Source organism: Neobacillus sp. MER 74 (assembly GCF_023714155.1).
Genome location: NZ_JAMAUV010000020.1, coordinates 33659 through 49680, shown reverse-complemented (window position 1 = coordinate 49680; position 16022 = coordinate 33659). Strand labels below are relative to the sequence as shown.

Here is a 16022-nt window from a genome sequence, read left to right as displayed (position 1 = left end):
CAAATGTGTGTAGGAGTGCTGTTCCTAATGATTATACCCATCTTTCGAATTTTTGATATGGAGAAAACTCATTCGTTTTACATTAAATACTTAGGCTTTAAAATTGATTGGAAACATCAATATGAAGAAAGTATGCCTTTGTATTTTCAAGTGTCTTTAAATGATGCTGTTTTACATCTATCCGAACATCATGGCGACTCATCTCCAGGTGGTGCAATTCGAATTAAAATAAATGATTTGACAAATTTTCATTCTTCTTTATCAAAAAAGGAATATCCCTACTCTAATCCAGCTATAGAAAAAACACCTTGGGATACTATTGAATTAACAGTTATTGACCCTTTCTCAAACAGAATCACATTTTACGAAGAAATTCGGTAATAATAGCCAATCCTTTATAAGGTTTCTTGAAATTACCCCATTGGTAAACATGTTGGCAACAAGTGGTAAATCCCGTGGGAATCGCTGGTGAAAAACATGTCAGAAGTGGTACATTCTTTTGGCTGTAATCACTTGATTGATAATAGACCCAAAAATAAATAGGCTAATGTTTGCCTCCCTTAAAATATGGAAAAAATTTTGAGGGAGGTTTTATTATGGAGCAACCTAAATTAACAATAAGAATAAAACCCTATTCAGGAGAGGCTTTAACGAGTTACTTAATGCGACTAGCTAGTTGTAACGAAATCGCACTTTTATCTTTATTGAATTACATTGATGTTAAAAAAGGATATTTTCAAATGTCTGATTTCAATTTACTCGATTTAACCCCAATCAATAATATCGATATTGAGAAATTGGAGTATTTAACAAATGTACCAAAGAAAGATATATTAAGTTCTTCGTTTTATTATTGTTTAAAATTGTTTTCTGACAGACAGTAATAATTTAGAACGGGCAAGGTTGATGACTGGGATGTATCGAAATTTTTTAAGTTATTGTCCTTGCTGCTTGAAGGAGAAAAGGTCTCATAACTTATTTTGGAAGCTTGATGAAATAAATGTTTGTATGAAACATTCCATTAAATTGCAACAAAGATGCCCGCATTGTTTAAAAAAAATGTACTTTAAGGATATTAAGGCAATCGATAGCTGTCCTTACTGTTATCATTTTTTAATTGATTCAGACATTGAAACAGTCCCTACCTATGAAAAAGACGAGTGGTTAACAACATTTTGGAGTGAAATAAGAAATCCAAGAAATAATACCATCTTGCCAGATGAGTTGGCGATTAAAATATTGTTTATTTTATCAAACAAAAATAAAGAGTTTGATAAAGAACAATTACTAAAAAGAATGAAAAATCCTGACAAAATACCTGTTATCTTACAACATGCACGAGGGTCACTATCAAATAAGCGAACATTCCACCTCTCTTTTATTAAAGAAGTGTTATATGAGTACGGTATCGATATTAATGAATTCATTACGTTGCAAGTTCCGGAAACATTTAAACAATCAATATTAATGAAAAAAGAAGTAAAGTCAGCTTCTCTTTTTTGTATTGCCCCCTGGTGTAGTAATTTTGAAAAACCTGGTTGTCTTGTAAAATTGGTAACTAACTTTAAAAGAAGGGAAGATGCAAATGACCTTCTGTACTATATGCATTGTCCTTCCTGTTACTGTGAATATGCTCTTAATGTTAGCGGAGAGATTGTTGAACGAACATATTTTATAAGGGGCTATAAAGTAATTAATGATTTAGGACATATTAATTTAACCGATATCTCAAACAAAAGTGGTTTATCATTAGACAAATAAAAAGATGTATTGGGTATTTTTCATCTAGAAATATTTTTGAATTCCATATTAGTAATGCTATATGTAAAAAGAAATTGCTAAATCTTTTTACATTTGCAATTAGAGACGGTACTAATATTAATATAATAAGAAAATGGTCAATCTGGGGGAATTATCAGGAGTTCCTTACATATCGGTATCATCAAGTAGTTCTTGCAGCCGAAAAAAGAAAATCAATAAAACAAAAGACTCCTTCAATGGAAAGAGAAAACAAAGAAAATCAATTAAAAGAAGTAGAAGATATTCTAAAACATTTTTTAGATAACGAAATAGAAATCACAATTAAAAATGTATGTAGTGAACTCAAGGTAAGTCCTTAAACAGTTCGTACTTGGGGAGGTAATGAACTGATTTCTTCTTATAAGATTATGCAAAAAGAGAGCAGTTTGGAGAAGGAGAAAAATGAATTAAATATAAAAGCAATGACCTTTTTTAAAAACAACAATAAAAAGAGAGTGTTAGTTCCTGATTTATACAATTACTTAGGAGTAGGTAGAACAATAGTTTGGAGAAAACACCCTGAACTTGCTTATCTCTTTTCTGAAATGCTAAAGGAGCATAACCAACAGAAAATGTCTTAAAGGAAAAGTGACACGGGATATTAAAAATTCCCACCTTAGTGTCATCTCATGTTAAAGATAATGTCATTTTTATATTAAAATCCACAGAAAGAAAAATCTGTTCTAGTAAGACTCAATCCGAAATGGATTGAGTCTTTTATTTTGCAATAAGGATTCCTTGAAGAACAAGGACTTACCATGCACGTTTTATGGGTTTCCAAGCGGCATAACTATTTGTCCTTTGAGAAAAACTAACTTTGTCACTTATATAATGACAAAGTTAGTTTTCCTCTTTATTGAATGCAGTCGGTTTGTCCTTTACCATGAATAAGGTAACATCATAATGAAGGGATGAGGGCATATGGCTCAATCTAATATAAAAGTAGCTGTTCAGAAGTTCGGTAACTTCTTAAGCTCGATGGTTATGCCGAATATATCGGCATTCATAGCTTGGGGTTTAATTACTGCACTATTTATTCCTACAGGGTTTTTTCCAAATGAAAACCTTTCCAAATTAGTAGGACCAATGGTTACCTACTTGCTTCCGCTATTAATTGGTTATACAGGCGGGAAACTTGTACACGATCAACGCGGGGGTGTCGTTGGGGCGATTGTGACAATGGGTGTCATTGTGGGCGCAGATATCCCGATGTTCCTTGGAGCTATGATCATGGGGCCGCTCGGCGGTTATGTCATTAAGAAATTCGATCAGCTGATTGAGGGTAAAGTCAAAGCTGGTTTTGAAATGTTAGTAAATAATTTCTCAGCAGGGATATTGGGTGGATTCTTAGCTATCTTAGCCTTTTTAGCTGTTGGTCCGGCTGTTACCACGTTTACCGGCTGGCTTGTTACGGGTGTAGATTGGCTGTTAGCTACAGGACTTTTGCCATTGACAAGTATCATTATCGAACCGGCAAAAGTATTGTTTTTAAATAATGCGATCAATCATGGTGTACTTTCACCAATCGGTTTGGAACAGGCAAAAACAACAGGAAAATCCATACTGTTTCTGCTTGAAGCAAACCCTGGTCCGGGGATTGGTGTTCTCTTGGCCTATTGTATCTTTGGAAAAGGGAATGCAAAAAGGTCAGCACCAGGCGCTGCCATCATTCAGTTTTTTGGCGGGATTCATGAAATTTACTTCCCATACATTTTAATGCGTCCGATGTTGTTCTTTGCCGTCATCTTGGGTGGAATGAGCGGTGTATTTACCTTAAGGCTGTTAGGCGGGGGATTATCAGCTCCGGCATCGCCAGGTAGTATTCTTGCCATTATGGCCGTTACTCCGCCGCATGCAAGTACTTATTTAGCAAACATTGCTGGAGTCCTCGTAGCTGGAGTCGTATCCTTTGTTTTTTCATCATTTATTTTAAAGACAGGTAAGCAGCAAGATGCGGATCTTGAAGAAGCAGCAAGAAAAATGCAAGAAATGAAAGGCAAGAAGAGCTCCGTTGCCAATGCTTTTGCTGTTAATGACGGAGAACTTCCTGAAAATGTAAGCAGAATTATCTTCGCTTGTGATGCTGGAATGGGATCAAGTGCAATGGGCGCTTCACTTCTTCGGAAAAAGGTAAAGGAAGCTGAGATGAATATTTCAGTGACTAATATGGCGATTAGTAACCTGCCTTCTGATGCCCAAATTGTTATAACGCAGGAGGAACTGACACCTAGAGCTCAGAAACAAGTACCGCATGCTTATCATATTTCAGTTGATAATTTCTTATCAAGCCCAGAATATGATAAATTAATTAATCGTTTAAAAAATCCTGAAACAGCTGAGCTGCAGGAAATCGTCGAGGATGCTGAAGCCGTTGTTCCAAGTGGTGACCCACATACAGATGATGCTTTGCTGCGTGAAGAAAATATCTTTCTCAATCAGGAATTTGCGTCAAAGGAAGAGGCGATTCGTTTTGCGGGTCGGGCACTAGTTAAGGCGGGATATGTGAAGGAAAGCTATATTGATGCCATGATTGCCCGTGATGAAATGACCTCAACGTATATGGGTAATGATGTTGCGATTCCACACGGTACCGAAGAAGCAAAAAAAGATGTTCTAAATTCTGGGTTTACTGTATTACAGGTACCAAATGGTGTGGATTTTGATGGGCAAAAGGTAAGACTGATTTTCGGCATTGCCGGGAAAGATGGTACACACCTTGAAATTTTATCTGGAATTGCTGTTACTTGTTCAGATATGGCCAATATAGAAAGACTGGTTGAGGCCAAGTCAGCAACAGAAATCATGGATATTTTAAATGATAAATAATAAATAGTTCTCAATTAACGAATAGAAAAGCAGCATATTGCCGCTTTTCTATTCACTTTTTCCTCGTGTACTTTTTATCAGAAACGAGTTGATTGCATGTATATAACTTCTAGGGAAAAAGCAATCATTGAATTAATCGTTAAAACATCAGGTAAACATACCGTTTCGTCGATAGCAGCATACTTAAATGTGAGCGGGCGAACAATCCACCGGGATTTAAAAGCGGTAGAGAAAATTATTGATTCATTTGATCTCCGATTAATACGTAATATGGAGAAGGGACTTGCGATTGAAGGGAAGAACGAACAAATTTTTCGTCTATTCCAATTTTTAATGGGGAATCATTCAATCGATCAACCCCCGCAAGAAAAAAAACTACAGTTATTAATAACTTTGGTTCAAGAGGAATCCTATAAGATTCAAGTCTTATCAAGTAACATTGGTGTTAGTATTGCAACTTTGACAACTTATTTAGATGAATTGAAGGATTGGCTTGTTCGTTTTAATGTGAAATTAACAAGAAAACGAGGTGTGGGGGTCGATATGATCGGCTCGGAGTCATCTAAGCGAAAAGCTCTAGCAAGTTATATTCTGCTTCATTTTCATGAAGAACTGATAGAGAGATTATTTTTGTTGGAAAATGGTAAGTATGATCATAGAAATATTTTACATTACTTTCTTCCGGACTACCTTCTTGCGATAGAGCGGTTAGTAAATACTACTTTTAGTAATTCGCAGCTGCGTCTTGCCGATAGTGATTATATTGGGCTTATCGTACATATATGTATTACCATGCAAAGGACGGAAGACTTCTTTTTATTAAAGGAGGATGTAGAATTTTCCGATGATTTAACAAATGAGTATCGGCTAATAGTGGAAATATGTAAGGAACTTGAAGCGATCTTCTCGGTCAAGTTCTCTAAAGAGGATTTCATCTATTTAGCCGTAATCCTAAAGGGGTCCAAACTTCAAGCAGCGGATGAAGCTCCCTATGACAGTATCGGTCTTAGCAAATTGGTTAGAGCCCTTATACAGGATGTCTCCTCCCAACTGCATGTTGATTTAACGAATGACTTTTCCTTGTATCAAGGACTGCTGGCTCATATGGAACCTTCTCTTTATCGAATCAAACAACAAATGGGTTTATTTAACCCTTTAAAAGAGGAAATAATGCGGAAGTATCCGTTATTGTTTCTCGCGGTAAAAAATAGTGTAGAAAAGCAATTAAGAAAGATTGATTCCTTTCCTGATGATGAAATCGCCTTTATTGTCATGCATTTCGGATCGGCGCTTGTGTTAAGGGAGGAAAAATTACCAATCCATGCATTGGTGGTATGTCCGACTGGTATCGGAACTTCTAAAATGCTCGCAAGCAGAGTGAAAAAGGAGATTCCCAGGATTGAACAGATAGAAATCAAATCCATCAAAGAAATCCAGCAAAAAGATCAATTAGAAGACTATGATTTGATTATTTCAACTGTGAACCTACCGTTTATTGACATAGATTATATTTTAGTTTCCCCCCTTTTAACTGAGGAAAATATAGAGACGATTCGGGAATTCTTGCGCCAAAATATTGATGTACTAACGGAGAAAAAACGATATCTAGGATCTTCACCAAAGGAATCCTTTTCAGCTGACCGAGGAAAAAGGGCAGACATTACCGAAGTCTTGCAACAGTTAAAAGATGTTCAAAAAAGCATTGAGGCTGTCCTAACTAATTTTCGTGTCAATCAGATGCCTGAAGTAAATGACCATGAAAAGATTATTGAAAGAATGGTACATGAGGCTGAGAAGGAAAAACTGTTAACAAATGGAGAAGATGTACTGGCCTCATTAAAAGAGCGAGAAAGTAAAGGCGGACTCGGAATACCGGAAACAGGAATGGCCCTGTTCCACTGCAGGAATAAACATGTTCAAGAGCTTATTTTTCAGATTGCGCATTTGGAGCATCCATTGCTTGTAAAAGGAATGGATGGAAAGGACATGTTTATTAAAAATTTGCTGCTAATGCTGGCCCCTGAGGAATTAGCGGTTAGAGAGCAGGAAATAGTAAGTTTGATAAGTACAAGTTTAATTGAAAATAATGAAGCAATCCAGATATTTTCATCAGCGAATGAAGAGATGATCCGGGAGAGATTAGAAGCGGTCTTTTTGGACTATCTTCATACAAATATTATTAAGGAATGATAAAAATGAAATTAGCAGTCCATTTTGGAGCAGGAAATATTGGAAGAGGATTTATTGGCGCACTTTTTTCACAGTCCGGCTATCATGTTACCTTTGTTGATATAGCCGACCAAATCATTAACCAGTTAAACGAAGAAAAGCAATATCAAGTAAAATTGGCAACCGATCAACAAGAAAGTACGATGGTTGAAAATGTTTCCGGATTGAATAATTTGACACAGGAAGAAGAAGTAGTGGACGCAATCAGCAAGGCCACTTATCTCACGACAGCGATTGGGCCGAATATTTTGCCGCATATTGCCCCTTTAATGGCGAAAGGAATAGCCAAACGAGTAAAATCAAACAATGAAAAGTTATATGTGATTGCTTGCGAAAATCAAATTTCAGCAACCGACTTGTTAAAAGGCTATATATTTGATCATTTAGATGAAGAAACAAAGGAAAATTTAGCTGGAAAAGTCTATTTCTTTAATTCAGCCGTTGACCGGATTGTACCGATTCAGAACAATCAGGGCTCACTCGATGTGCTGGTTGAGACCTATTATGAATGGGTTGTGGAAACAAGTGAGAGTATCCCACCTGTTGAAGGAATGAAAATTGTCGCTGATCTTGCTCCATTTATTGAAAGAAAGCTTTTTACCGTGAATACGGGCCATGCCACCATTGCCTATCTTGGCTATCTAGGAAATAAAGAAACAATTGATCAAGCATTAGCAGATGAAGACATTCTGAATCAAGTTCGAGCTACACTTGGAGAGACAGGCGCTTATTTAATTAAACAATATGGTTTAAATCCTAATGAACATCAGCAATATATTGATAAGATCATTCATCGCTTTAAAAATGCGCATTTAAATGATGCCGTGACAAGGGTAGCGCGTGGGCCTCTCCGTAAACTCGGACCAAATGATCGTTTAGTAAAACCGGCTGTGGAAGCCGCGAAAGCAGGCCTTTCTTTCAAAAATCTTGCAACGGTGATTGCTTCTGCTTTACATTTCGACTATCAGGAAGATCAAGAAGCGGTGAAACTGCAAGCGATGATTCAGGACAAGGGACTACCGACTGTTCTAAATGAAGTATGCGGGTTGGATGAAAATAGTGAAATCTCTAACGAGGTAATTAGCCAGTACAATTTGCTCAAGAATTAAGACAAGGGTCAGTTCCCCACTGCTTTAAAGCAGCAAGGGGATGACTAGAACTTATAGATTTTGGGAAATCCCATCAAATCTTGTAGAAAAGTAGATTATTTCCTGCGGAATTAATTCATTCCTATCGACAATCTTTGCGGTCACTTTGTAGGAATAATTCTAATATATCAGTTCTTGAGGCTATACTAATCAAACGTTTGATTAGTATAGCCTTTTTGTTATTTCGTCGAAAGGATGTCGCATCTTGACTTTTCGCTAAGATACGACTTATTTTTTGTTATTTTTCTACAAATTATTTTTGGCCTATGCGGGGTAGAGGCATATGTATCAAGGAATAAAGCTGTTTTAATCAAACGTTTGGTTGACAGGGAAATTTGCTGAAAAATGGGTGTGGATAGTTCAATGGCCGAAGGATATCAGAAAAAACCATGCTAGTTTTGCTGGCATGGTTCATCCATCTATCTATGAGAGGCTTTTTTATTTATTTAAGTATCTCCATAACGTTGTTCGACTGATACCAAGCTGCTCAGCTGTTAAAGTTTGGTTGCCATTATGCTGGTCAAGTACTTGCTTGATGATATCCAGACTAAATTCATGTAATGTTTTGCTGCTGTTAAATGGAATATTCATCCCATCTTCTGAGTAAGAAATCGTTTCAACCATTTTTTGTGTACCCAAAATACTATTAACATTATTACTAGTTATATAGAGCGACTTAGATAGGTAAACTAATTCGGTTAGAACATGTTTTAATTGTATGAAATTACCTGGCCAATTGTATTGCGAAAGAGCAGCCAGAGCACTAGGTTCGTACCCGATAATATCCGTATTGTTTTCAATATTTACCTTATTTAAAAACATCGTTAATATAGCTGATATTTCATTTTTTCTTTCTCGTAAGGTAGGCAGCAGAAAACTTATCGAATTCATTCGATTCATTAATTCTTTATAGGATTCTGATGTTATACCTTCAGATGTTTTTTCGCAAATAAAGATCAGTCGATTATTTATGTGTAAGTTAGTAGATTCAAGAATAGTCATTAGCTTTTCAAAGTTTTCATTTGAAATTTTATCAAAGTGATTAAACTGGATGGTATTGCCTACTTCAAGGAAAGGCCCGTTACTAGTGTTTAAAAGATGTTTCCACATTGTATCATTTAGTAAGTTAGAATTAATCGTTACCATTGTATGATTGTTATTATTTTGACTGGTGAATAGGCTTTGCGAGACAATATATTTTCCTGTGCCTCTTTCTCCTAGTAAGATAATGGGCGAATTATTTGAATCCATTTGTTTAATTTTATCCTTAATATCATCAGTGATAATAGGATTTTTATATAAGTTATTATTTAATTGTTGTTCCACTTCTGACTTAGCTTCATAGGTAACACCGAATTTAGAATTCATGACAGGTGTGACAGATTTTTGGACAGTGACAATATAAAAAATATCATTTGCCTTATTTGAACTATTTACTTTTAAGTTATATAGAGTGTTGTTTACTGAATGATAAAAAGTTTGTGATTCATTAAATGAAGCAGTCTCTTTTTTATAAAGCAAATAATGATAGATAGAGTCATTAATTACTGTATTTAAACTGGAATAAATCAATTCAAACTGACTGGATAAAATTAAGCAGTCCGTTTTAGACTGTTCAATAGCTTCTGTAAGTAAGTTGTTTTGTAATTTTAATTTTTGAAGATGCATATTTAACTCTATTGCTTGTTCGAATGTCCGTTTAATACTTTCACTGCCTGATGTAATAAGGATCGTATTTAAAGAAATTTTTAGTGCTAGTTTATTTGTGATGGCATCACAGAGAACTAATTGAATCCCTTTGTCTTTTAGTGATTTTAGGAGGCCTAAAGTATCACTTGAATCATCTATTGTGTATATTTCCACAGAGTAGTCCAATATGTCACAAATTAAATGTGCGGTTTCGGTAATACTTGAATAACCGACAATCGCAAATTTAGAAGTATAGTTATTTGCTAGTTTGATCGCACCTAGAATGTCATAAACAGAGATTGAAACATCTATAACCGGTATAGAGATATTCTTCCTAATTAACTCAGCTGTTCCTCCTCTTGAGATGACAATATCATAATCGTTATGAATGACCTCCAGGGCTAGATTTTTTCCTTCTTGTAAATCACCAGTATACGTATTTAGCAAAATATTAGAGAAAGTAGAGCCTACATTTTCCATTGATTTTCTTAACTCTTCGTAAGGTGCTATACCAAGGATTTTTGTTATATTTTGCATATGTTTTCCCCTTATGTGTTTCTTATTTAAACAGTTTACCACGGATTCTTGAATTTTGGTATCGCTTCCAATATAAAGGTTTCAAAATGTAACAATAATTTTAATTATCATATTTTTAAAAATAGAGTATGAATCTATAATTCAATTATAAAGTAGGTGGTGAACATATGATTAGGGTACTTATAATGGCTGACGATTTTACGGGGGCACTTGATACTGGAGTTCAGTTCTCTAATTATGGTGTGAAAACTGTAGTGACCTCTGACTTAGAGTTTGAATTTGGTGAATCTACAGATCAGTTAGAAGTACTTGTCTTCAATACTGAAACAAGATATTTGAATAAATCTGAAGCATATGAAGTGATTAAGAAGATCGCCTTAAAAGCCAAAGAGGAAAATATTCCATATATATTTAAAAAAGTGGATTCCGCGTTAAGAGGAAATGTTGCTTCTGAGTTAAGAGCTTTGAGTGATGTTTTCGAGGATGTATGTATTCCTTTTCTTCCGGCGTATCCAGAACAAAATCGTTTTAGTTGTGAAGGAATATTACTTATTGATTCCATTCCAGTAAATGAAAGCGTTTTTGGACAAGATCCGTACGAACCGGTAACGGAAAGCCACATCCCATCTCTTCTACTGAAAGAAGCAGACTTAAAAACGTATATTACAAAAAAATATGACATTCCTCCCAAAAAAGAAAGAATTATGTTAATAGAAAGTCACTCGGATGTGGAGATGTTATCTCAAGGGTATGAGCTATTACTGAATGATGCATTAAAGATCACGGTGGGGTGTGCCGGGTTTGCTAAAGCATTAGCCAAGATCATCTATAAAAATAGGGACACCACACAAAACAGTATGGAACTACCATTATTCATTGTTAGTGGAAGTGTGAATCCAGTAACTAAAAAGCAAATTGCATTTGCGGAAGTAAATGGATTCGAACGAATATCGTTAACGCTAGAGCAGCTTTGGGATAAACAATATTGGGATACAGGAAAAGGGCAAAAAAATATCCTTCAATATTTAAACATGGAACAACCTCTCATGTTTGAAACATTTGGGAAGGTATCGACAGATGAAATCAATCAACTGCCCGATCAGGGAAATGAACTAAGATTTCGGATTGGACAGTCACTCGGATACTTAGTAAAGAAGCTTATGTCAAATGGTATGAAAAGAACAATCTTATTTACAGGCGGAGATACATTATATCAATCGATGAAGGTATTCGGGATTACTGAAATTAAACCTCTGAAAGAATTATTCCCTGGAATTGTTTATGGAAGTATTGATTTTAAGGATGAAAAACATTATGTCATTACTAAATCTGGCGGGTTTGGTGATGAAGATCTATTTGTTAAATTACATGCATTGATTAGTGAAAAAGGAGATGTGTATTATGTTAAATCATTATAATTTAAAAATGCCAACAAATGTGTTTGCAGGTTCAGATGCCATGCAAAACCTCCATACCCTTATCAAAGACGGCGTAACAAAAATCGCGATCTTTACAGATAAAGGCATCCTTAAAGTTGGGTTGCTAGACGAAGTCATCAGTATTATCGAAAAGAATCATATCGAGTATGAAATCTTATCGGATATACCAACAGAGCCATCTTACACAGAAGCTCAACAGGTTGTTGAGCATTTTAAAGCAGTGAACGCTGATTTTATCATTGGAGTTGGCGGCGGAAGTGTGATGGATATCGCTAAATTAGCTTCCGTGTTATCTACTGATGATTATACGGTAAAAGATTTACTAGAGGATCCGTTAGTAGCTAAAAAACAAGTGACATCATTAATGATTCCTACCACAGCTGGTACAGGGTCTGAAGCAACGCCTAATAGCATTGTAGGTGTACCTGAAAAGAATTTAAAAGTTGGTATTGTAAATGGTGAATTAATTGCGGACCACGTTATTTTAGATAGCAACATGATAAAAAATTTACCTAAACCAATTGCTGCAGCCACAGGCATTGATGCTCTAGCCCATGCGATCGAATGCTTTACTTCAAAAAAAGCGAACCCAATCAGCGATACCTTTGCATTAGAGGCATTAGATTTAATTATGAATAACATTATTGAAGCTTGCACAAATCCAGATGCACTTGAAGCGAAGCGTAATATGTTATTAGGTTCATTCTATGCTGGGGTAGCGATTACATCTTCAGGGACTACTGCGGTTCATGCCTTGTCCTATCCTTTAGGTGGAAAATATCACATTGCCCATGGTGTTTCTAACGCCATTCTGTTAACACCAGTTATGAAGTTTAATGAGCCGGTTATTATTGACCTCTTAGCGAAAGCGTATGATCGAGTGGTAAAGGAAAAAAATGAAGAATTGACGGTAAATGAAAAGTCAAAATATATCATTGATTTAATAGAAAACATCGTGAAAACACTTGAAATTCCAACTAGCTTAAAAGCTTTCAATGTGCCGGAGGAAGATCTTGAAGGATTGGTTGAGGCTGGAATGGAAGTTCAACGATTGCTTGTGAATAATAGGAGAGAAGTAACACCAGAAGATGCTCGTAAAATTTATCTAGAAATTATGTAGGAGTGATTCATGTGAAAAACAAATTACAAGGAATTATTTCACCAATTGTTACACCCATGTATGACAATGAAGAAGTTAACTATGAAGAGCTCGTAAATCAGGTGAATAGAGTCATTGAGAATGGTGTTCATGGTATTTTTACCTTTGGTACGAATGGTGAAGGGTATATTTTAAGTGAAGAAGAAAAAGTGAAAGTCATGGAAACAGTAGTTAAAACTGTTGCGGGAAGGGTCCCAGTCTATGCATCCACAGGATTAGTTGGAACACAAGATACCATTCGCTTGTCGCTAGAAGCTAAGCGTGTTGGTGTAGACTACTTATCCATCATTACACCCTATTTTGCAACAGCCACTCAAGAAGAGATCTATCATCATTTTAAAACAGTTGCTGAAGCGGTTGATATGCCGATTGTTTTATACAATATTCCAGCTAGAACGGGTAATTCTATCCAACCTGCGACTGTTGAAAAACTAAGTCAGATTGACAATATTGTGGGTGTCAAAGATAGCAGCGGCAACTTTGATAATATTCTTCAATATATTGAAAGAACTAGACATCGAGAAGATTTCTCTGTGCTATCAGGTAATGATTCATTAATATTATGGACGTTACTTGCTGGAGGAACTGGCGGTATTGCAGGATGTTCTAATGTATATCCGTTTACTATGGCACAAATATACGAACAATTTGTCAATGGGAATATCGAAGAAGCGCGTAAATACCAGGATTCTATCAGAAGTTTCAGAGATTGTTTTAAATTTGCAAATCCCAATACGGTGGTTAAAATGGCTGTTGAACTGTTAGGCTATCCGGTTGGGAAGTGCCGTGCACCATTCAATCAAGTGTCTGATGAAGGAATTACAGCATTAAAATCAGTATTAAATGAAAATATCGAATTGGGAATGAAGTAGTTAGGAGGGCATTATGAAAAAAATTATCGGAATTACAATGGGTGATCCTGCAGGTATCGGACCTGAAATTTCAATCAAAGCTTTTCAAAAGAAAGGCCTATATGAAAAATGTAACCCCTTACTAGTTGGAGATAAAAGTATTGTCGAGAGCTATTTAGAGAAGTTCCCGGAGATTCAGTTGAAAGTAAATGCTATAACTACACCGGAAGATGGATTGTATGAATGGGGAACAGTCGATGTCATTGACTTAGCTTCTGTCGATGCAAATGAATTACCGATTGGTGAGGTGTCTAAAGAGGCAGGAAATGCAGCCTATCTCTATGTGGAAAAAGTCATTGAATTAGCCCTTGAAGGGAAAGTAGATGCGACCGTTACGAATCCATTAAATAAAGAAGCGTTAAACTTAGCGGGACATCACTTTGCCGGTCATACTGAAATTTATGGACAGCTTACAAATACGAATAAATTTTCTATGATGTTAGCTGATGGTGATTTAAGAGTGGTTCACGTTTCAACGCATGTTTCTTTGAGACAAGCCTGCGATTTAGTTAAAAAAGAGAGAGTGTTAGATGTAATAAACATTGCTCATCATGCTTGTGTAAACTTGGGTATCGAAAATCCAAGGATTGCTGTGGCGGGATTAAATCCACATTGTGGAGAAAATGGATTGTTTGGTACGGAAGAAATTGACGAGATCATCCCTGCGATTGAAGCAGCTGAAAGTGAAGGGATTAATGTATTCGGACCTTTACCAGCAGATACCGTATTCTCAAAAGCCCGTGGTGGAATGTATGATATCGTTGTGACCATGTACCATGACCAAGGACATATCCCATTAAAACTTTTAGGGTTTGTATTTGATAAAGAAGAAAACAAATGGAAAGAGGTTTCTGGAGTAAATATTACATTAGGATTGCCAATTATCCGAACCTCAGTGGATCATGGAACAGCATTCGACCAAGCAGGTAAGATGACGGCGAGTGAACTTAGTCTTGAAAATGCTATTGATTACGCGGTCCAGCTAGCAAATAATGCAAATAAAGAAGCGGCAATTAGATAGAAATTTAATAGAAAGATAGGGTGATTCGTATGGGTAACAATGCATTAGTCATTAACAGGTCGATTCCAAACGGTAAATTAGTTCATGATGATTATACAAATATTGATTTTTCATTAATTCCATCTGGTCCTTTTTCAACCGCACATGCACCAACGATTATTAAATTAGACGACGGAGATTTATTATGTGCATGGTTTGCAGGTTCATTTGAAGGTAGTCCCGATATTTCTATTGTCTTATCGAAATTTAACCATGAAACCCTAGAGTGGAATGAACCGAAAATTGTCTCGCAGGATGATACGCGCAGTGAGCAAAACCCATCATTCTTCCAAGCACCTGATAAATCCATCTGGTTAATCTATACTTCTCAGGAAGGCAGACAACCAGGTAAAGATAATATGCAGTTTACGTCTATTATTAAATATCAGAAAACATACGACAATGGTGAAACTTGGACAGAACCGGAAGTATTATTTAGCCAGCCTGGTACATTTGTTCGACAAGCGATTCAAGTATTAAGTAATGGCAGATGGATCTTTAGCACATGGATCTGTGAAGATTCAGAATTAGGTCTTACAAACGATCCTACCGTATTTCAAGTATCTGATGATGAAGGACTGACATGGGATGAAGTGCGCATGCCTGATAGTAACGGACGAGTGCATGCCAATGTGATCGAATTAGAGGATGGTCATTTAGTAGCTTTTATGAGAAGTAGATTTGCGGATTATATTTATAGAAGCGAGTCAACAGATAATGGGGACTCATGGACAGCGCCTGAACCAACAACCTTACCAAATAATAATGCTAGTATAAGTGCAATCAAATTGGATAACGGTGCCATTGCCATTGCCTATAATGCAAACGCTGCAAATCATCCTGAAAAAGGGAAAGTAGCATGGCCTGGATTGAGAAATCCGGTAGTGGTTTCAGTTTCAGAAGATGGCGGACATACTTGGCCAATCGGCCGGATTATTGAACACGCAGAAGGTTTCATTGGTGCAGAGAATAAGACGAATAATTCACAATTTGAATATCCTACTATTTATCAAGATGAGGAAAGACGATTGCATTTAGTGTACGCATATAAGAATAGAATATGTGTAAAATATAATAGTTTTTCAGTTGAAGATATCTATGGTGAAAAACGTGAATATGAAGGGGTTTACAATCCTACATCTGGAGAAATCAGCTAGATCGTAAGTTACGCTTGGGGATAAAACCAATTTAACAAACTGTCAGTTTACTTGGTTATTAAGAGAG

The 16022-nt window shown here is 36.1% G+C and carries 13 protein-coding genes; 12 read left to right on the top strand and 1 reads right to left on the bottom strand.

Annotated elements, in window-relative coordinates; translation table 11 throughout:
* Positions 1–3 precede the first annotated feature (3 nt).
* The 7 genes from M3610_RS22385 to M3610_RS22355 all read left to right on the top strand — a co-directional run bounded on the left by M3610_RS22385 (position 4) and on the right by M3610_RS22355 (position 7964).
* A complete protein-coding gene (locus M3610_RS22385; RefSeq protein ID WP_285851452.1) occupies positions 4–381 on the top strand; it encodes a glyoxalase superfamily protein in 378 nt (125 codons plus the stop codon).
* Between the two features lie 215 nt (positions 382–596).
* On the top strand, positions 597–884 hold the full coding sequence (locus M3610_RS22380) for a TniQ family protein (protein ID WP_251462751.1): 288 nt from the start codon (positions 597–599) through the stop codon (positions 882–884).
* 31 nt (positions 885–915) lie between these two features.
* Entirely contained in the window at positions 916–1761 is an 846-nt protein-coding gene (locus M3610_RS22375; RefSeq protein ID WP_251462748.1) for a TniQ family protein, read from the top strand.
* Between the two features lie 425 nt (positions 1762–2186).
* Entirely contained in the window at positions 2187–2381 is a 195-nt protein-coding gene (locus tag M3610_RS22370) for a hypothetical protein (protein ID WP_251462746.1), read from the top strand.
* Between the two features lie 340 nt (positions 2382–2721).
* Positions 2722–4626: a PTS mannitol transporter subunit IICBA gene (locus M3610_RS22365; RefSeq protein WP_251462743.1), complete on the top strand. Its 1905-nt coding sequence runs from the start codon at positions 2722–2724 to the stop codon at positions 4624–4626.
* Positions 4627–4722: 96 nt separating this feature from the next.
* On the top strand, positions 4723–6816 hold the full coding sequence (locus M3610_RS22360) for a PRD domain-containing protein (protein WP_251462740.1): 2094 nt from the start codon (positions 4723–4725) through the stop codon (positions 6814–6816).
* A 5-nt stretch (positions 6817–6821) separates the two neighbouring features.
* Positions 6822–7964 (top strand): mannitol-1-phosphate 5-dehydrogenase, encoded by a 1143-nt coding sequence (locus M3610_RS22355; protein WP_251462736.1) that lies wholly within the window; start codon positions 6822–6824, stop codon positions 7962–7964.
* Positions 7965–8441: 477 nt separating this feature from the next.
* On the opposite strand, the gene M3610_RS22350 is transcribed toward M3610_RS22355, so the two are convergent.
* Entirely contained in the window at positions 8442–10229 is a 1788-nt protein-coding gene (locus tag M3610_RS22350; protein ID WP_251462733.1) for a sigma-54-dependent transcriptional regulator, read from the bottom strand.
* Positions 10230–10396: 167 nt separating this feature from the next.
* Between M3610_RS22350 and M3610_RS22345 the strand changes: the two genes are divergently transcribed.
* From M3610_RS22345 to M3610_RS22325, 5 genes are read left to right on the top strand one after another with little or no spacing between them, the layout of a single operon-like run.
* On the top strand, positions 10397–11647 hold the full coding sequence (locus tag M3610_RS22345; RefSeq protein WP_251462730.1) for a four-carbon acid sugar kinase family protein: 1251 nt from the start codon (positions 10397–10399) through the stop codon (positions 11645–11647).
* A complete protein-coding gene (locus M3610_RS22340; protein ID WP_251462727.1) occupies positions 11631–12788 on the top strand; it encodes an iron-containing alcohol dehydrogenase in 1158 nt (385 codons plus the stop codon). The genes M3610_RS22345 and M3610_RS22340 overlap by 17 nt, the downstream gene beginning before the upstream one ends.
* Before the next feature lie 11 nt (positions 12789–12799).
* The gene (dapA, locus tag M3610_RS22335; protein WP_251462724.1) at positions 12800–13699 is read left to right on the top strand and encodes a 4-hydroxy-tetrahydrodipicolinate synthase; all 900 of its coding nucleotides are present in this window, start codon (positions 12800–12802) and stop codon (positions 13697–13699) included.
* A 13-nt stretch (positions 13700–13712) separates the two neighbouring features.
* Positions 13713–14759 carry a 4-hydroxythreonine-4-phosphate dehydrogenase PdxA gene (gene pdxA / locus M3610_RS22330; protein ID WP_251462721.1) on the top strand — a complete coding sequence of 349 codons (1047 nt, stop codon included), beginning with the start codon at positions 13713–13715 and terminating at the stop codon, positions 14757–14759.
* Between the two features lie 29 nt (positions 14760–14788).
* Positions 14789–15955: a sialidase family protein gene (locus tag M3610_RS22325; RefSeq protein ID WP_251462718.1), complete on the top strand. Its 1167-nt coding sequence runs from the start codon at positions 14789–14791 to the stop codon at positions 15953–15955.
* Positions 15956–16022 lie beyond the last annotated feature (67 nt).